The sequence below is a fragment of the Telmatobacter bradus genome (assembly GCF_048629425.1).
GTDB lineage: Bacteria > Acidobacteriota > Terriglobia > Terriglobales > Acidobacteriaceae > Telmatobacter > Telmatobacter bradus.
Genome location: NZ_CP184532.1, coordinates 2,829,132 through 2,845,678 on the forward strand (window position 1 = coordinate 2,829,132; position 16,547 = coordinate 2,845,678).

The following is a 16,547-nucleotide window of genomic DNA, read 5'->3' on the forward strand; positions in this document are numbered from 1 at the left end:
TCAGTAGGTCTCGCTCTGGGCAAATCGAGCAATGCCCTCGGTGAGCCCGTACTTGGCAATGAGCTTGCTGCGACGCACGCGGTCTTTCGGTTTGGTTGAGAAGATCGCATAGCTGCGGCTGTCGAGATTAAGCTTGATGACCTTGGTCAACCCGTCGCGGCGCATATAGAGACCTTCGCGATCCTGCAAGCTCTCGAAGAGAGCGAGCTGTTGCTCGTTCATCTTGAAGAGTTCTGCGTACCGCTTGCGGTTGAAGGTGGCGTCCTTCAGAAATAGAAATGATGTACAGGAGTTCACTATACTGTCGGCGTTTGCGCCCAGGTCCTCCGCAGACTGGCCGATCATCGTTACCCCGCCGAGGTTCTTGCGCACCGTCTTAATGGAGGCGAGCGCGCCATCCAATAGCTGCTTATTCTTCATCGAAGAGAAAATCTCTTCGATCAGAATGTGCTTGGGCACACCGAGATGGTCTGGGTTGTAGAGGACGTCGTTGATTCGCCTGAGCAACCAAACCATCACAGGCTCGATCAGGTCAGCGTATTGCTCGTTGTTGACACCCTGGAAGTCGAAGCACTGCAGACGAGACAGCGAAAGACTGTCTTCCACGTTGTCGAAAACTGCGTGATAGACGCCGTTGCCGACCCACTTGGACAGATAGCGGTCGAGCTTCTTGGGCAGGAAGAGATTGGACAAGCGACGATTTTCAGCATCGAGCAGGTACATATCCCGCACAGCCTTGTGGATCACGTCATCGTCTTCCGGTTCAAGCTCCGCGCCGCCGTTCACAAGCAGTAGCTTGACGAAGCTATACAGAAACGTGACATTGCTCTCGGTAGGTTCGAGAACGAAAGGATTGACGCGCGGGCCATCCTTGCCGATGCGGTCCACGCGGCCACCGTACAGTTCGACCACGCTTTCATAGCTACCGCCAATGTCGAAGATGTAGGTGAACCCGCCGTACTTCTGCTCATGCGCAATGGCAATATTTCCGTTCACGGATTTACCGGTTCCTGTAGGCCCGAGGATGAGCATGACCCGCACACCATCGACATAAGCATCCTGAAAGAACGGCGTCCTTGTGCGCGTCTCGAAGACGTTCAGGTACTCGTTGTCCAAGTCCTCTGAGTACGGATGGCCGAGATTGGGCGCAAAGACCGAAGACAGACGAGCATGGTGATCTTCCGCGAGCCACATGGGAAAGACGTTGAACTTTCCGTTGCCGGGAAACATGGCGTAGAAGGTCGACAGGTTTCCAAGGGTTTCTTCCATGACCTGCGTCCGCGCATCGACAAAGACGCGATGCACTGCGGGCGCAAGACCGCGCAGTTCATCCACACTGCGCGCGGCCACAAGGAAGCGAAGCGAGTATTCCCCCTGCGCCTTCTTGTCGAGTGAGCGAATGACTTCGCCAAGATCATCGACTTGCGTGTTGGCGGCTCTGGCACCAGCGCCGGTTTCGAGCGATGCTGTGTCGTGCCCGCTCATGACGCGCGTCAATACGCCTACTTTGAAGAAGGAGATGAACTTTTCCTGAGCGTCGATCTCGCTGCGCGCCGCAGTGGTGGACTTCGGCCGCCAGGTCGAGCACAGGATGCTGTCGCAGTCGAGCGCCATGAGACCGGAGAACAGGCAGGGCCTGGATGCTTCCGGTGTCGTCGTCAGCGAGAACATCTGCACGTATCTGCGACCGATGGTGAGATGGTCACTGTGCCATGCAACCGGATTCTTTACGATCTGTTGGTCCACACCATCGTTGGTGCGCAATGTGTCCATGCTTGCCCACTCTTCGAGATTGAAGAGGTAGCTGAAAAACTGGTAGGTATCGTTTTTCGCAAGCAACTTGAGCCCCAAGGAGGCTCCGAGGTGCCCTTCGAGCAGCGTGGCCGTCTTTTCAAGGTCAGCCAGCATCCGTGTGGCATCGGAGACGTGTTCCTTGGGCTTGCGCGCGAAGGCCGCTGCTTTGGGCGGTTCCAGCGTCAGACACCAGTGCAGATCGATGCGGCGAAAGCCTGCCGTCTTCGCCAAGAAGGCGAGACGGTCGTCCACGAGGACCTGCGTGACCGTATTGGTGTAATGCTCTTGCCGGGGTAGATCGAAACCGGACATGACGCGGGTGTACTGGTACAAACATGCTCCTTCTGGCAGGCCGCGCAGTGCGCCTTCAATAGAGCGAATTTCGGCTTCAATTTCCTGGTCGGTCAGGCCTTCTTCGTCGACGCCGGCCATAGAGAAGAGACAGCCGTAGCCGCCACCCTTGAGCGTGAAGATCCGGTCATTGATAAAGCGTGCAATCGGAACGATGCTGCACGCTGCTCCGGCCTTGGCGAACCACGGTGTGTATTTCATTTGCTCAGTGTTTACGCGGGTCATAGTAGGACCTCTGGTTCAGACTCAAGCCCCAAAGCTCGAACATCTTGGGATGTTTGCGGACTACCAGCCATGCGCTGATGGCAAGCGACGGAAAGGCAATCATGGCCACGACGCGGAACCCAACGAGGAAAACCGTTACGCAGACGAATACGATCGCCATCCATGCTGTGAGGTCGAGGCCCAGCTTGGCTCTCGGTCGATTCAGCGCTTGGTTGATTGGTAACGGTTCTCCCCGTTTGGTCATGGCGCACCTCTACATCGACTGGCCTGTCAGCGAGCCGATCCATCCGGCACCCCATCCCAGCACTCCGGCTCCAAACAGCGCACCGAAGAGGCCTGGAATCGCATCCTGAAAGCGGCCACTCATCATCCGGATTCCGGCGAAGATTAACCCGCCAAAACAAATGACCGCGCCTGCATAAATGGCAAAAGTCTTAAAGGTGGACATCAGCGTGGTCGCCCCGGAAAAGTCCATCGTTCCCTGGGCATGGGCTACGCCTGCAAACGAGAGCGCAAGAAAGGTAGGCCACAGCACGTGCGCTATGCGACGAAGATTGTGCTTGGAGAAAGGTTGCGCCAATCGCTTGGCACAGAGTGTGGAATTGCGCAAAAGCGCAGCAAAGGATCTACAGAACATCGGCACCTCCGATGGCTGATTTGTCAGCCACGAATAATCGGAGCTTAGTGCCGTTCATTTAGTGAGTCCAATATTTATTGGAGATGGCCCTATAACTTTTAGAGATGGCTTTTGCCTCCCGAAGTGCTTCTGTCGACAAAAAGGCCGAGTTGCTGCGCGTTGGAATGCGCCGTCGCACGAATTGGTTTGCGCGCACTCGTAGGAGGAGTATGCAGCGTTTCGTGAGTCTGGTCAGATAGATATGAGTTCTTAGTCAGTTGTTCGATGAGCAAGGATAACGCCGGATGCGGGTGATCTGTTTTAGTTATAAGAGCTGTGTCGATTGTCCATTCGATGCCGGCAATGGCTCGGGCTACAAGGCCATTCAAGACTGGACGACTCGCTCTCACCAATGCGTAGCAGTATCCCTCCTTCACCAACCACTGAACATGCTCCAGATTCATCGTTGGCTGGCATGGGCGCAGCGTGATGCCCCGTGCTTCAAGAGCTTCCAAAAGATACGCATAGGCGGCAGGATGATAGCGTTGGTAGGAAAAGATGCTCAATTTTCCATTGAGTGCCGACGGGGGAATGGCATCGAATTCTGCCATCGGGTCATCGCTCTTCATCGAAACCAACAGTCTGTCACGGTCAAGCACATTCACTTGCAAGCCGCCATCGTTGACAGGGAGTGTCACGAGGATCGCATCAAGGTTATCATTTCGAATCTGCTGAATCAGTTCGTCTGTATCTCCTACTTCTGGAAGGATCGCACAATTCGGCAGCAGATCTTTGTAGACCTTGGTTACGGTGCTGAGCAAATTTTTCTCAACGAAGGGTGAAAAGCCCATACGCAAAGGCATCAAAGAACCTGTGCGAATGGCTCGTATCGTCTCAATGATGTTTACCCGATTCTGCAAACTCTCGCGCGCAAAGCGCAGCAGAATCACCCCTTCGGGTGTTGGAGCGTTTCCGTTTTCTCTATCGAATATCTTGAATTCGAGAACGCTTTCGAGAAGCCCAATTTGTGTACTCAACGCGGACTGTGAAACCGCCACTTTTGACGCCGCGGCTGTAAATGTACCTTCTTCAGAAACCGCCAGAAGGTACTTCAAAAGCCGATACTCCAAGTGGTCGTAGATGCTCATGGGGGAGACCTCCAGCTCGGATTACCAAGGCAGTCCCATTGACCACAGTTCGTCCAGTTTGTAAAAACACCTCCGAGCACAAAATGTTGCTCCGCCTAATCTACCCTCGTCAACATGACTTTTGTCAGATGCCGTTACGCAGGTCATCCATTGTCGCTTGGTTTCGGTCCCTCCATAACTTAATCAGATAGGCCTATCTCTTAAAAATATTAGACAGCGCGCAAAAAACATCACATGGTAAGGAAAGCACGTTGCTGGAGGTTATGTGGAGCGCATAGAAAAACTTCTGCCTTCCCGTTGCGATACCGTTGAGTTCCTAAGCCTCAGCATTCGCTCAGTCGATTGCCTAGTCACGACTGGGCGTTTGATGACGCGGAAAATTCTCATCCCAGATGGCGCTGTTCGCCGGTTTATCAGAGGAGGCCAGCCCAAACTGGCCCGCACAACAACTATTTCTGCCTCCGTTCATGGTAGAAACCTCTGGCCACCATCCGAGCGATTTCTTTTGCAGGGATAAGGTCCAAAGCTGCCACCTATACTGATGGGCCATACGGCTCAGAGAAATTGTAGATTTGGCAGCACAGAAATTTAGTAAAGGAACGCCAGAGGCGCGTTCGGAAAGGGACGCTATGACAGAAAAGTTTCTGTACGCACGGAAAGAGGCCGCACACGCGCTTGGGATCTCTGTTCGCTCCCTTGATTACCTGATCGCAGGAAAGCAACTAGACACTCGACGCATCGGCAAAAAAGTTCTGGTCACGCGGGTGTCACTGGCGACATTTGCCTCTGGGAACCACTATGGGAGCATATCCACCGCTGCCCGCAAGGAAGCATCGTCCAAGTGCGCGTAACGGGCCGTCATCGCAATTGTCTTATGCCCGACGAGGGTCTGGATCACTTTCAGATTCGCGCCCTTCATGGCAAGCCGAGAACAGAATGTATGCCGGTGGTCATGCCAGCGGTATTTCGTCACTTTGGATGCCTTGAGTGCGTCCTCCCACCATGCGCGTGGCATTGCATCGAAAACCCTCTGTTGAGGCTTCGCCTTCGGAGTGCGCTCTTTCAGAGCCAGAAACGCAGCCTCCACAGACGCGCACATCGGGATAGTGCGCCCGCTATAGTTCTTTGTGCGGTCCAGCGTGACCTCTTTTCGTTCTAGATCCACGTTCGCCCACTTCAGCCCGTATTGCTCACTAAGGCGCATTCCGGTCCCCAGCGCAATGTCCAGCTCTGGCAAGTGTTCCGGAAGAATCACCGAACGCAGGGCCCGTTCTTCCTTTTCGGTGAGCCACCGAATCACGCCGTTCTCTTCCTTCTTCTGGCGCACGAGCCGGGCAGGATTGCTCGATACCTTCCCATTGCGAAGAGCCTCCCGGAATATCAAGCTGAAGAGGGCGCGGTAACGGTTCGACGTGGCCGGTGTCCGAGTATTCGCGGAAAGCCATGCGTCAATCTCTTCCGGCTTGATTGAGTCCGCCACGCGCTCATCAAAAGCTGGCCGGACCTTCCGAAGCCGAGTCAACACACTCCGCTTGTCCCGGTGGTGAGATTCACTGAACGTTTCGATTGCGTCAGCGAGAGCGGAGAACTTGACCCCGGCGGAGCGTTGATTGTCTGGCAACTTCGCCCCAACACGGATTTCATTGCGCCGCTTGTTCAAGAGGGCGATTGCATCGGACTTGCGCCCGGCCTTCTCTCTATGCAGCTTGCCGCTCTTGTCCCTGTAGCGAACCCACCACTCACCCGAGCCGGGTTCCCGTTCCCACACGCCCCGGACCTTCACGTCTTCCGTCTTGCGCGCCATGACGCCTCCCGGTATCACTGCGAGAACAAAGTATCACTACTAGTATCACCGGGTCAAATTACCAAATGGAGACTGAGGCAGAAAACCACTGTAAATTATTGAATTATTTGGTGCCCGGAGGGGGAATTGAACCCCCACGACCTTGCGGTCTGCGGATTTTAAGTCCGCTGCGTCTGCCAGTTTCGCCATCCGGGCTTGTGGGATCGTGTTCTGTTCAGTTTACGCGAAACTCCAGCACAAGAATACCTGAACCCCGCCCACACAAGTTAGCCCTGCAAGGACGGAGTTCAGATGTCTTCTTTAATGCTTTTTAGCAGGCTTTTTTGCCTCATGGCCGGCCTTGCCCTTGGATTCAGGCTTGGCAGGAGCTGGCTTTTTAGACACAGCCTTCACCGGATGCGCGACCTTCTTCGGCTCGGCGGCAGGCTCGGCGGCAGGCTTCTTCGGCTCAGCTTTGGGCGCTGCTTTGGCCTTGGCCTCCACCTTTACCGGAACCTTGGCCAACGTTTTGTGCACGACCTTTGCCGAATGCGCATCTTTCTTCGGCTCCACCGCCGACTTAGTCTTGGCAGCATGGGCAGCGGGTTTGGCAGTATGCGCCAGAGGCTTGGCCGGAGGAGCTTCCGCTTTGGCCTTCACCGCCTTGACAGGCTTTGGTTCGGCTTTAGCCGCAGATTTGCGGGGCTTTTCCTCGGGCTCTTCTTCCTCATCGGAATCGAAGGCATCCTCAGCCGATTCATCGTCGCTCTCCGGCTCATCCTTGGAGAACTTCAGATCGATTTCAACCTCTTCATCATCGCCACCGCCAATGTCGTCCAGGTCCTCATCTTCATCCTGGTCCTCATCGGACTCCTCATCGTCAAAGTTATCTTCCTTGACCTTGGTCTCAGCGGCGCGGCGGCGGCTACGCTTGACGGTAACCTGCGGCGGCGGGGCCGGCGGCGAATGCGGTTCGAGGAAGTCCTTCATCTCGTCATTCGTCGTCAGCTTGCCATCGATCAGTTCCAGGAAGAGGTTCTGCACCAGCTCGGTGTAGATGGGCAGTTCACTGGTGATGCGCATCTCCTGCATCAGGGCATAGGGAATCTTCTGCTTCGCCTCTGGCCAAGTCTTCAGGAAGAGCTTATAGCGCTCCTGCACGGCAGCCGATTTGCTGGTAAAGCCCAGCCACAGCACCGCCTCCGGATCAAAGCTGGTGAACAGCTTGTAGCTAACCGAAGGTGTCTGGTTTTCCTTAGCCAGCAACACTTTCTGAAAGGCTGCGGCCATCTGGTCCAGGCTGTCCCACTCGGCCACCAAGCCGGGGCGCAGCATCCGCTTTTTGAGCTCGGCCAGATCCTTTGCGGACAGCTTAGCGGTCAGCAATTGCATCTGCGCGGCCGACATGTCGGCATGCACACCCTGTATCAGCAACTCAACGGCCAGCTCGTGCAACGCCTTGAGCTTTTCTTCGTCGGCCTTGGCGCTGGTCCAGGCCGGAAACAGGTGCTGCATCCAGCCTTCGGCTTCAAGCACACGCAGAATCGCCAGCGCATCCTCTTCATGGCCGATCTGTTCCAGTTCCCTGCTCAGGCTGTGCTCATTCAAGTACTGAATGACTTCATCGCCCTTGGCGTTTTCGTAACGAGTCTGGGTGCGAGGGTCGAGTTCCCAGCCAAGACGTGCCTTGTAGAGTGTGGCGCGGATCAGCAGCGAGGGATCGTCAATAAAGCCATAGTTCGACACCAGACGCAAGGTACGCGTCTCAACATCGGCCGCGCCATTGAGCGGATCCATGAAGAGTCCGTAGGAGCCCTCGTTCAACGAGATGGCCATGGCATTGACGGTAAAGTCGCGCTGACGCAGGTCTTCCTGAATCGAGGCGGGTTGATAAACCGGCTTGCCGGGCTTGGGGTAGCTGGCCGTGTGGGCACTGAGGACGTCCACACGCACGGTACCGGGAAAGCACAGGTAAAGTGCCTGCGAGGCAGCATGTTCCCCCCAGACCGCGGCACCCTGCGCCTCCAGCGCCTTTTTCAGCTTGAGCACATTTCCATGCACTGCCACTTCGAGAGAACGCACGGCATGACCACTGGTCAAATCGCGTACCGCATCCCCGGTCAAAAACAAAAGCATGCCTGCCTGGCGCGCGGTTTCACGCATCATCTGCAGCGCATGACGCTGATCCGGAGACAATCGGTTTTCCAGCAAATAAACGTAATCGGGCATCCTGGTTCCTGCTCCCGCCTCGCCACCGTGAAGCCAAATTACTGATCCTGCTCATCTTACGTGAACATCCGGCGACTTCGGCAAATCGTACATTAACACAATACAAGCTGTATGGCTAGAGGGAGATACGGCCAGTTGGTTAAATGTTCCCTTTCACCAACTGCAAGACGCACGGAAAGTACTCATCGCTCAGCCTGCTGGCCACATCCACACAAAGATTCGGCAAAACTGTCCGTTCGTGCGACAATCCAAAACAATGACTGCTGGACGCAAACCCGTGATTGTACGCAGGTTCACCGGGGAATGGCTGGCCGGTTACATGGCCGCCGACTTCACGACGAACGAGTTGGAACTATTGGACCCCGCAGGCAAGCTTGTCTGCATCGCCTGGAGCGAGATCAAATGGGTCTGTCTGGTACGCGAACTGCCTGGCGGCAACGACAAATCCGATCCAGAACGATTGCTGCACAAACGCTTCTCCACCAAGCCCCGCGCGACTGGTATCTGGCTGCGCCTGATGCTGAACGACTGTGATCTGCTGGAGGGACTGGCGGCCAACGACCTGAGCCTGCTGGCGCCCAACGGCCTGCTGCTGACCCCACCCGACACACGCTCGAACACGCAGCGCATCTTTGTGCCCCGGCTGGCCATCGCGGAGCTTGAAGTGGTGGCTCTGATCAGCAATGCCAGTCGCAAGCATTCCCCGACCACCTCCGTCACCCAGCCCGGCCTCTTTCCGCCCGAGCCAGGAGACTAATTCCGGAGGATCAGCTCATCTCTGCCAGCTGTTCCTGCGCCTTCTGCTCACTTAGTTTCCTGTAGAAGGCCGCAGTCCGGCCGAGCACATCCTCTTCCGCGTAGTGCGCCAGGGTCCAAGCGCGGGCCGCCTGCCCCATGGCGCGTCTGCGCTCCGGATCTTTCAGCAGGGTAAGCACTGCCTCGCAGATGGCCACCGGATAGCCCGGTGGAATCAGCAGCCCGGTCACCTCCGGCACCACCGAATCGCGTGAACCGGTTGAAACCGTCGTCACCACGGGGATTCCCGTGGCCGATGCCTCCAGCACCACATTTGGAAAGCCCTCGCGCCAGGTAGGCAGCACCAACATGTCCATCGCCCGGTAATACTCAGCCGCTGAGGTGACCATGCCGGTCAGCAAAATGCGCGGATGGGTCAGAATCTTCTTCCGCAACGGGAGTGGCAGTGCGTCTTCCGATTCGTCGAACCAGCCCACCAGCAACAGCCAAGCCTGCGGTTCGCGGCGCAAAATCAGATCAAAAGCGGCAATCAGCTCGGGAACGCCCTTGTCGCAGGTAAGCCGGCCCACAAAGCCAATCACCGGCTGCCCCGCCCCAAAGCCCAACTGCCTGCGCAACTGGCTCTCGCCGGGGGCATAGCGTTCCATATCCACGCCATTGCTGCTGCCTCCGCCCAGCAATTGCAACTTGCCCTCTGGAGCCAGCCGCAGAGCCTCAGCCCGCGTCTTCAAGCTCTGGCTGTTGCATAAAACAATGTTGGCTCCGGCCGCAGCCAGACGCTCCATGGCCAGCAACAGCAGACGCCGGAGACCATAGGTGGTTTCCAGCCGCAATCCGCGCAAAAGATAGATGCGCAGCGGCACACGTCTGAGCCGGGCGGCCAGCGTACCCAGCAGACCTGCCTTGGGCGTACTGAACTCCACCAAATCGGGGCGCAAACGGCCCAGCAAACGCCATAAACGATAAAACGAAACCAGATCGGCCAGCAATGCAATCCCCCGCTGCATGGGAATCGCCATGGCCTGCACACCCTCGGCCTCGGCCGTGCTGTCCAGCAAAGCCCCAGGCGCGGAGACGACCGTCACCTGAAAACCAGCCTCGCGCAACGCACTCAAGCGCCCGCGCAAGATCAGGCAACTTTGCGCGCTGGTCACGCCCACCACCAGAACCGGCTTGAGTAGATTGCGCTCCACTGTTTTGCCAGCCCCCCGTGCTCCCGGAATAGTTCTCCATTCCAGGTCCGCATTCCTGAGTGCACCAAGCTTACACGGAAAAATCGCCGATGGAAGCACGGCTTGCTATTTTATTTTCCAATGAAGAAACATCTAAGCCATGACGTATACTCCTCCTAAATGCCGATGAGGAAACAGAGATTTCGAGTCCTGTTACTGATTCCGCATCTGGGCGGAGGCGGCGCGGAAAGAGTCATCGCTCAACTGGCACGTGGGCTCTCACGCGACAAGTACGAACTGCACCTTGGCCTGATCACCCAGACGGAACCGGCTCCCGGTACAGTGCCCGAATGGGTCATTGTCCACGCTTTGGCTGTGCCCCGGGTGCGTTCCGCCGCTTTGCCCCTGCTGCGACTGGTCCGCACCCTCCAGCCTGACCTGATTCTTTCTGGCATTGCCCACCTCAACTTCCTGGTTCTGCTGCTCAAACCCTTCTTTCCTCGCGCAACGCGCATCGTTGTCCGCCAGAACAGCACGATTTCCGCCTCCCTCAGCTACGATGGCCTGCCGGCCTACACACGCCTGCTCTACCACCTGCTCTACCTGCATGCGGATCGCGTCATCTGCCAGACCCGCGCCATGGCCGAAGATCTGGCCGAGGTCGTGGGACTGCACAGCGAGGCGATCCGGGTACTGCCCAATCCCGTCGACCTTGAAGCCATCCGCGCCGCCGCCCACGGGCCTGTGCTCTGGCAGGGAGCGGGGCCACATCTGCTGGCCATCGGGAGGCTTTCACCAGAAAAAGGCTTTGATCTTCTGCTGGAATCCATGGCCGCCGTGCGCCAGCATTTTCCTGCCGCTGATCTGAAACTGCTCGGCCAGGGACCGGAAGAAAGCCGCCTGCGCATGCAGTGCAAGCGTCTGGGGCTCAGCGAGGCCGTCCACTTTGCCGGCTATACCGAGCAGCCTTACGGCTATTTTCCCGGGGCAACGCTGCTGGTTCTGCCCTCGCGCCATGAGGGAATGCCCAACGCCCTGCTGGAGGCTGCGGCCGCCGGTCTGCCCCTGGTGGCTACGCCCGCCTCGGGCGGAATTCGCGAATTCCTGACCGGCCGCGCCAACGCCTGGTTGGCCAGCGAAACCTCTACCGGAGCCTTGACGCATGCGCTGCTCGAAGCCCTCACAGCCCTGCAGAATGTCCCAAAAACCTGCTGAGCACACACCCGCTCACAAAAAAGCGGAAGGAATTCACTCCCTATGGGACACCTCCTCGTCCGCGTAAATAATTACAGACTATTTTTCCAGAATTCATTTTCCCTCTTGACACGGAAAACCATTCAGATGTTTCCTATGAATACCAACTGACGCGTTTACCTCCAGAAGTGGGTTTTCCCGCTTCCTGCATGTTTTAGGGGGAACTGCTCAGGCGTTCTGCTCTTGGGCATCTTTCTTTTCGGACCAGCCCAGGAACTCTTTGCTGAAAACGCCGGGCAAAACACCTCCGCATACGTTCCCGCCCATCGGCTGGATCGTTGCAGATGTACTTGCAGGAGGCGTTATGCTCAGCCGTTTTGCCGATCTGTCTTTTACGGCCTTTTTACTGCTGGTTTCTGTTCCAGCACTCACCATCCAACAGTTTCTCTTCCGACAAGCCAAACTCTCTGAGCAGCCTGCAACGGATCCGCGCTTTGGATCCAGAGCTACGGCCAGTCCCTATACCCAGTTGGGCAGCAACACGGACCTTTCCGGCGAAGACGCCATCGCCGCCTACGAAGAACTGATCGACTCCACTCTCCGAGGCAAAAACCAATGAACCATATCGCCTTTCTAATTCCTGGAATCGACCGGGTGGGCGGAGCCGAGCGTCAGGCTCTGTTGCTGGCCCGGGGCATGCGTCGGCGCGGCTGGCGCGTCAGCCTGATTGCCCTGACCGGCAGCGGCGGCACGGCAGGCTGGAGCCTGATGGATGCAGGCGTTGACTTTTACACCTTGGAGATGCGCAAGGGCGTGGCCGATCCCCGTGGATGGATCCGCCTGCTCAGATGGTTGCGCACTCACCGGCCGGATGTCGTCCATGCGCACCTACCGCACGCCACATGGATGGCGCGCTGGTCCCACGCAGCCCTCCCCTGGTTGCACATGGTCGACACCCTGCACAGTTCCTCGACCGGTAGCTGGCTTCGGCATCTTGGCTACCGGTTGAGCGACTGGCTTGCCGGTCGCGTCACAGCCGTCAGCGAACCAGTAGCGCAGGCCCATCTGGCCCGCGAACTGGTCAATCCCAACAAGATTTCCATCGTGCCCAACGGCATTGACACCCGCTACTTCCGCCCCGATGAGTCGGCACGGCGCGTCCTGCGCATGCGCCTCGGTCTGGACGACGATTTTCTCTTCGTCGCCACCGGTCGCCTGGAAGAGGTCAAAAACTATCCGCTGATGCTTGCGGCGATGGCCCGCATGAAAGAACCGGCCCGCCTGCTCATTGTGGGCGAAGGGTCGCAGCAGCAAGCCATCGAGGAACAGATCCGCGTGCTCGGCCTGCGGGATCGGGTAGAAATGGTCGGCTTTTCCGAAGACGTGCGCAGCTATCTGCAGGCAGCCGACGGCTTCCTGCTAACCTCGCACTGGGAGGGCCTGCCGATGGGCGTACTCGAAGCCGCATCCTGCGGCCTGCCCACCGTGGCCGTTGATGTGCCCGGCCTGCGGGATGCCATCCGCCACGGCGTTACCGGCTGGTTGAACCCCTCCGCCGACCCTGAGTTGCTGGCCGCCAGCATGAGTTCGCTGGTCCGTCTGCCGCTGGCCATGCGCCGCACCATGGGCCAGCATGCCCGCCAGTTCGTCACCGAACGCTATGGCATTGAATCCGTTCTTGACCGCTGGGAGACGCTCTATCGCCTCTGCCAGCTCCCCCATCCTGCGCTGGTGCCCGAACCTGTTTTGCGCCGCACCGCACCGCGCACATCCAGCTGACGTCGGCTTCCCCGCCGCACGGCAAAACCGGAACTGCTCCGGTTTTGCAACAGCTCAGCCGCGTATAGCAAATTCAGAATTTCTGTAGAGGGAGTTGATCAGGCAAAGTGCCGTTTTTCTCAAAAAAACGGCACCTTGCAGACTCTTTCAGACTGCACGGTTATTCTGAATTTGCTCTAATGTCCTCCATGCGCGGCTGAGCTGGATTCTCACCAAACGCTTCTTTTCCGTGAACAGATCCTGCCAGCCGAACGCATGCGGCGGAAAGAGCATGAGCGCCGCCTCAATTCCGACAAACTGCGCCGCATGTTCCTGCACAAAGCTCTGCAGCCGCTCCATTTGCGCATCGGTCGCAGTGTTCGGGTGCATGCAGATCGTCCACACCCCCTCCTGCTTCACGACCGGTTCCCAGAGCTGCTGCGGCAACCAGATCAGGCCCATGCGCCGATAGGGCGTTTGCGAAAATCCATCGGAGACAACTTCGATTCCATGCGCCCGCAAGGCCGCCAGCGTGGCTTGATCTGAGCCATGCCGCGGCGCAACCCACAGGCGCGGATTCAAGCCATGCTCACGCAACAAATGCAGTCCTTCACCAACCCAATAAAATTGGGTTTCTGCTTCCACCCCGGCAAATTCGGTCTGTTGATGCAGCGGCAGCAGCCCTCCGCCGTGGCCCACCGGCAGATGACGCAGCCCGTGCAGCGCAATCGAAGCGCCCCGCGCCTCAAGCGTGCGCATCTTCGGCCAGAAATCCGGATCGGCTGAATCGCACTCCAGGTCGGGGTCCTGGTTGTCTGGAACCACGGCCAGAATCGGCTGCAAGCCGAACGCTTCGATCAGTTGCTCAAAGCGCTGCCACCGTTCGCGCTTCATCGTGGGGCAAAGGTCATCCAGCCGCAGCAGGTAGCGCGCCGCACTCGCACTTCCCTGCCCTGCCTTGGCCAACTCACGGCCCAGCAGACGGCGGCTCCAAAAGCGCAGAAAAAAGAAGGTGGAGACCACCCAGAGCGAGGTGGCCAGAGCGATTCCCGCCACTCCCAGCCAGCGCATCAGCACCAGATTCAGCACCACATCCAACACCAGATTGATGGTGCCGCAGGCCATCACCAAATCAGTGCGCCGCATGGCCACCAGCAGGCGATAGTCCACGCGACTGGCCACGAAAAACGGAATCTGCAGCGCATAGAGCACCAGCACGCGTGCGACTACATCCGTATCGTCGGCATGAAAGACGCCATGCTGCAAAAACAGACGAATCAGCAGGTGCGCTCCAGCCACAAGCGCCAAGGTAACAGCCAGCGCCACAGCGCCCATGCGCCAGACCCAGGTTTCGACGGCATCGCGGCAGCCCTGCCAGTCCTGCTGCGCAATCATGCGAGAAAAGTACGGCACCACGGCGGTGGAAATGGCTCCGGCAAAAAGCGTGAGCACCACGCTGACAAAGCGGCTAGCATAGACCAGAGCTGAGACGCTGCCCGCCGGCAACATGGCGGCCATCGCCTGATCCACCACCAATCCGGCAGAGGCCACCACGCCGCTCACCAGCACCGGGCCGTACTGCCGGCCTACTTCGCGCACCGGGGCAGACATTCCGTACCAGGCCATCTGAAAGCGATAGCCATGGCGCTGCATCAGGCCGGCCACCAGCAGCATGTGCCCAAGCGAACCGGCCAGCGTGGCCCACACCAGAGCCCAGATGCCCAACCGTCCGCCACAACCCCAAACTCCAGCCAGAATGGCCAGAGAAATTACCACCGGAGCCAGCGCCGGCAGAGCAAAACGCTCGCAACTGTTGGCCACTGCGGTGCAGTTAGTGGCAATGCCGGTGATCAGCACCACGGGCAGCAACGCATAGAACAGATGAATTGCCAGCTGCAGTTTTTCCGGCGGAAAGTTGGAGGCAAACAGTGGCAGAAGCCCCCGCGCCAGCAGCGCCAGAAGCAGCGAAGTGGCCGTGAGCAGCAGGCAGAGCCAGAGCATGGCCGCAGCCAGCAACCGCTGCGCCTGTTCGTGGCCCTCCCGCTCCCGCACCATGATCAGCGTGGGAACCAGCGCCTGGTTCATCGATTCGCCGATCAAATTAACCAGCAGAGTCGGCAGCAGGGCTGCGGCCAGAAAGGCATCCAGCGCATTCGAGCGGCCATAGACGCCGGCCACCGCCGCTTCCTTGAGCGTGGCCACCAGTTTGACGAAGACGCCGGCCAGAGCCACCGAGGTGGCTGCACGCAGAATGCGTCCATGCACGGGCGATTGCGCCGCAGTGCTCATGCTTCCGATCTCTGTTCTGCGGGAAGAAGGCGCGGGCTCCAGAAACGCATCGGATAGGCACGGAAGCAGGCAGCCAGCGCCTCCGGTTGCTGCCCTGCAAAACGACCTGCGAGGGCGGCCAAGGCCAGCAGAATCCATGTAAAACGGCTCTCTTCGACGGTGGAAACCATTGATGCGGCCCCCCAAACCAGCAGAGCCGTAAGCAGCGCCAGACGCAGAGCGCCACGGGTTGCAAGCACCGCCTGAAAACTGACCACCACCAGCGCCAGAGCAAGCAACAGTGCAAACAGACCACCCGTGACCAGCAGGGTGAGCGCCGTATTGTGCGCTGTGTCCACAGGCGCAACGCCCGCCGCAGCCACAAAGGTTCCCGCTCCGGTTCCTAGCCAGGGCGCATGGGAAAAGGCCTTCCAACCCTGCACCCAGATGTTCAGCCGCTGATTCAGATCGCCGCCGTTCAGCTGCTCGGGGATAGTGGCCAGCCGCTCGATGGTCGCCATGGGAACAGCCACCAGCAAGATGACCGCAGCGGCAGGCAGAACGATCAGAGTGGCCATGCCTACCTTTTTCCTTCCCCGCACCAGAAGCCAAACGCAGCCGCCCAAAGCCAGCAGACCCGCCAGAAAACCGCCCCGCGAAGCCGTGAGCAACACCGCCAGCAAACCTATGGGCAAGTAGCCGAGGGCAAGCAAACGGGCTGGCCAGCGCGGTTCGCAGTGGATGAGCAACGCGGCCAGAGGCAGACCAAAGTCCAGAAAGCGGGCCACGTCATTGGGATCCTGCCCGTAGGCGGCAAAACGGATCTGTCCGGCAGCCATGGCATCGACAGAACGAAAATCCGCCAGGGTCAGCAGTGCCAACACCCAGCAGCCGGCCACAAGGGTGCGCAACAGCGCGCGCAGGTCTTCCGGCTCCTCGGCAAACTCCCAGACGAACCACACCGGCAGCATCTGCTGGACGTAGCCGCGCATTTTTTCGAGCGTCTCCGTCAGATCGATCGTCCACAGACAGCTACAGAAAAACCATAGATAGTAAGCCAGCGCTAGCCACTGCAAAGCCCCGGGCGAACGCATGCGCCCGGTCAGCAGCATGGCGGGCAGAGCCACGGCCAGCAGCAGCAATCCGGTAAAACGCGCAACGCTGCCAAGCGATCCGCCCAGATTCAGCGAATACTCCCACGGAACCGTAAAGCTGAAGGCCAGCAACAGCAACCAGGCAAGGCGACGCATGGG

Annotated in this window: 13 protein-coding genes and 1 tRNA gene; 4 read left to right on the forward strand and 10 right to left on the reverse strand. The window is 58.4% G+C overall.

Annotation, left to right across the window (positions count from 1 at the left end; all coding sequences use genetic code 11):
- The 7 genes from ACOBR2_RS11770 to ACOBR2_RS11800 form a co-directional block, all read right to left on the reverse strand.
- Positions 1–2,370: a VirB4 family type IV secretion system protein gene (locus ACOBR2_RS11770; protein ID WP_420236307.1), complete on the reverse strand. Its 2,370-nt coding sequence runs from the start codon at positions 2,368–2,370 to the stop codon at positions 1–3.
- Positions 2,351–2,614, reverse strand: coding sequence for a VirB3 family type IV secretion system protein (locus ACOBR2_RS11775; protein WP_420236308.1), 264 nt, complete (start codon positions 2,612–2,614; stop codon positions 2,351–2,353). Before ACOBR2_RS11775 ends, ACOBR2_RS11770 begins: the two co-directional genes overlap by 20 nt.
- Before the next feature lie 9 nt (positions 2,615–2,623).
- A complete protein-coding gene (locus tag ACOBR2_RS11780; protein WP_420236309.1) occupies positions 2,624–3,007 on the reverse strand; it encodes a hypothetical protein in 384 nt (127 codons plus the stop codon).
- A gap of 98 nt (positions 3,008–3,105) precedes the next feature.
- Entirely contained in the window at positions 3,106–4,134 is a 1,029-nt protein-coding gene (locus ACOBR2_RS11785) for a LysR family transcriptional regulator (protein WP_420236310.1), read from the reverse strand.
- A 796-nt stretch (positions 4,135–4,930) separates the two neighbouring features.
- Positions 4,931–5,938 (reverse strand): tyrosine-type recombinase/integrase, encoded by a 1,008-nt coding sequence (locus tag ACOBR2_RS11790; RefSeq protein WP_420236311.1) that lies wholly within the window; start codon positions 5,936–5,938, stop codon positions 4,931–4,933.
- Between the two features lie 108 nt (positions 5,939–6,046).
- Positions 6,047–6,133, reverse strand: a tRNA-Leu gene (locus ACOBR2_RS11795).
- A 105-nt stretch (positions 6,134–6,238) separates the two neighbouring features.
- Positions 6,239–8,146, reverse strand: a complete 1,908-nt coding sequence (locus ACOBR2_RS11800) for a CCA tRNA nucleotidyltransferase (RefSeq protein WP_420236312.1) — start codon at positions 8,144–8,146, stop codon at positions 6,239–6,241.
- Positions 8,147–8,402: 256 nt separating this feature from the next.
- Here ACOBR2_RS11800 and ACOBR2_RS11805 point away from each other — a divergent pair, with 256 nt between their 5' ends.
- Entirely contained in the window at positions 8,403–8,903 is a 501-nt protein-coding gene (locus ACOBR2_RS11805; protein ID WP_420236313.1) for a DUF6982 domain-containing protein, read from the forward strand.
- Between the two features lie 10 nt (positions 8,904–8,913).
- Here ACOBR2_RS11805 and ACOBR2_RS11810 read toward each other — a convergent pair whose 3' ends face one another.
- Positions 8,914–10,095 (reverse strand): glycosyltransferase family 4 protein, encoded by a 1,182-nt coding sequence (locus ACOBR2_RS11810; protein WP_420236314.1) that lies wholly within the window; start codon positions 10,093–10,095, stop codon positions 8,914–8,916.
- Between the two features lie 165 nt (positions 10,096–10,260).
- On the opposite strand from ACOBR2_RS11810, the gene ACOBR2_RS11815 reads away from it, so the two are divergent.
- The 3 genes from ACOBR2_RS11815 (at position 10,261) to ACOBR2_RS11825 (ending at position 13,047) form a co-directional block, all read left to right on the forward strand.
- Entirely contained in the window at positions 10,261–11,289 is a 1,029-nt protein-coding gene (locus ACOBR2_RS11815; protein WP_420236315.1) for a glycosyltransferase, read from the forward strand.
- A 343-nt stretch (positions 11,290–11,632) separates the two neighbouring features.
- Entirely contained in the window at positions 11,633–11,887 is a 255-nt protein-coding gene (locus ACOBR2_RS11820; RefSeq protein WP_420236316.1) for a hypothetical protein, read from the forward strand.
- Positions 11,884–13,047 carry a glycosyltransferase gene (locus ACOBR2_RS11825; protein ID WP_420236317.1) on the forward strand — a complete coding sequence of 388 codons (1,164 nt, stop codon included), beginning with the start codon at positions 11,884–11,886 and terminating at the stop codon, positions 13,045–13,047. Before ACOBR2_RS11820 ends, ACOBR2_RS11825 begins: the two co-directional genes overlap by 4 nt.
- 147 nt (positions 13,048–13,194) lie before the next feature.
- On the opposite strand, the gene ACOBR2_RS11830 is transcribed toward ACOBR2_RS11825, so the two are convergent.
- Positions 13,195–15,315, reverse strand: a complete 2,121-nt coding sequence (locus ACOBR2_RS11830; protein ID WP_420236318.1) for a lipid II flippase MurJ — start codon at positions 15,313–15,315, stop codon at positions 13,195–13,197.
- Entirely contained in the window at positions 15,312–16,544 is a 1,233-nt protein-coding gene (locus ACOBR2_RS11835) for an O-antigen ligase family protein (RefSeq protein WP_420236319.1), read from the reverse strand. Before ACOBR2_RS11835 ends, ACOBR2_RS11830 begins: the two co-directional genes overlap by 4 nt.
- Positions 16,545–16,547 lie beyond the last annotated feature (3 nt).

Coding starts and splice junctions, on each gene's coding strand:
- ACOBR2_RS11775 (WP_420236308.1), bottom strand. CDS start 2,614: ATGACCAAACGGGGAGAACCGTTACCAATCAACCAAGCGCTGAATCGA.
- ACOBR2_RS11825 (WP_420236317.1), top strand. CDS start 11,884: ATGAACCATATCGCCTTTCTAATTCCTGGAATCGACCGGGTGGGCGGA.
- ACOBR2_RS11785 (WP_420236310.1), bottom strand. CDS start 4,134: ATGAGCATCTACGACCACTTGGAGTATCGGCTTTTGAAGTACCTTCTG.
- ACOBR2_RS11835 (WP_420236319.1), bottom strand. CDS start 16,544: ATGCGTCGCCTTGCCTGGTTGCTGTTGCTGGCCTTCAGCTTTACGGTT.
- ACOBR2_RS11780 (WP_420236309.1), bottom strand. CDS start 3,007: ATGTTCTGTAGATCCTTTGCTGCGCTTTTGCGCAATTCCACACTCTGT.
- ACOBR2_RS11770 (WP_420236307.1), bottom strand. CDS start 2,370: ATGACCCGCGTAAACACTGAGCAAATGAAATACACACCGTGGTTCGCC.
- ACOBR2_RS11800 (WP_420236312.1), bottom strand. CDS start 8,146: ATGCCCGATTACGTTTATTTGCTGGAAAACCGATTGTCTCCGGATCAG.
- ACOBR2_RS11805 (WP_420236313.1), top strand. CDS start 8,403: ATGACTGCTGGACGCAAACCCGTGATTGTACGCAGGTTCACCGGGGAA.
- ACOBR2_RS11830 (WP_420236318.1), bottom strand. CDS start 15,315: ATGAGCACTGCGGCGCAATCGCCCGTGCATGGACGCATTCTGCGTGCA.
- ACOBR2_RS11815 (WP_420236315.1), top strand. CDS start 10,261: ATGAGGAAACAGAGATTTCGAGTCCTGTTACTGATTCCGCATCTGGGC.
- ACOBR2_RS11820 (WP_420236316.1), top strand. CDS start 11,633: ATGCTCAGCCGTTTTGCCGATCTGTCTTTTACGGCCTTTTTACTGCTG.
- ACOBR2_RS11790 (WP_420236311.1), bottom strand. CDS start 5,938: ATGGCGCGCAAGACGGAAGACGTGAAGGTCCGGGGCGTGTGGGAACGG.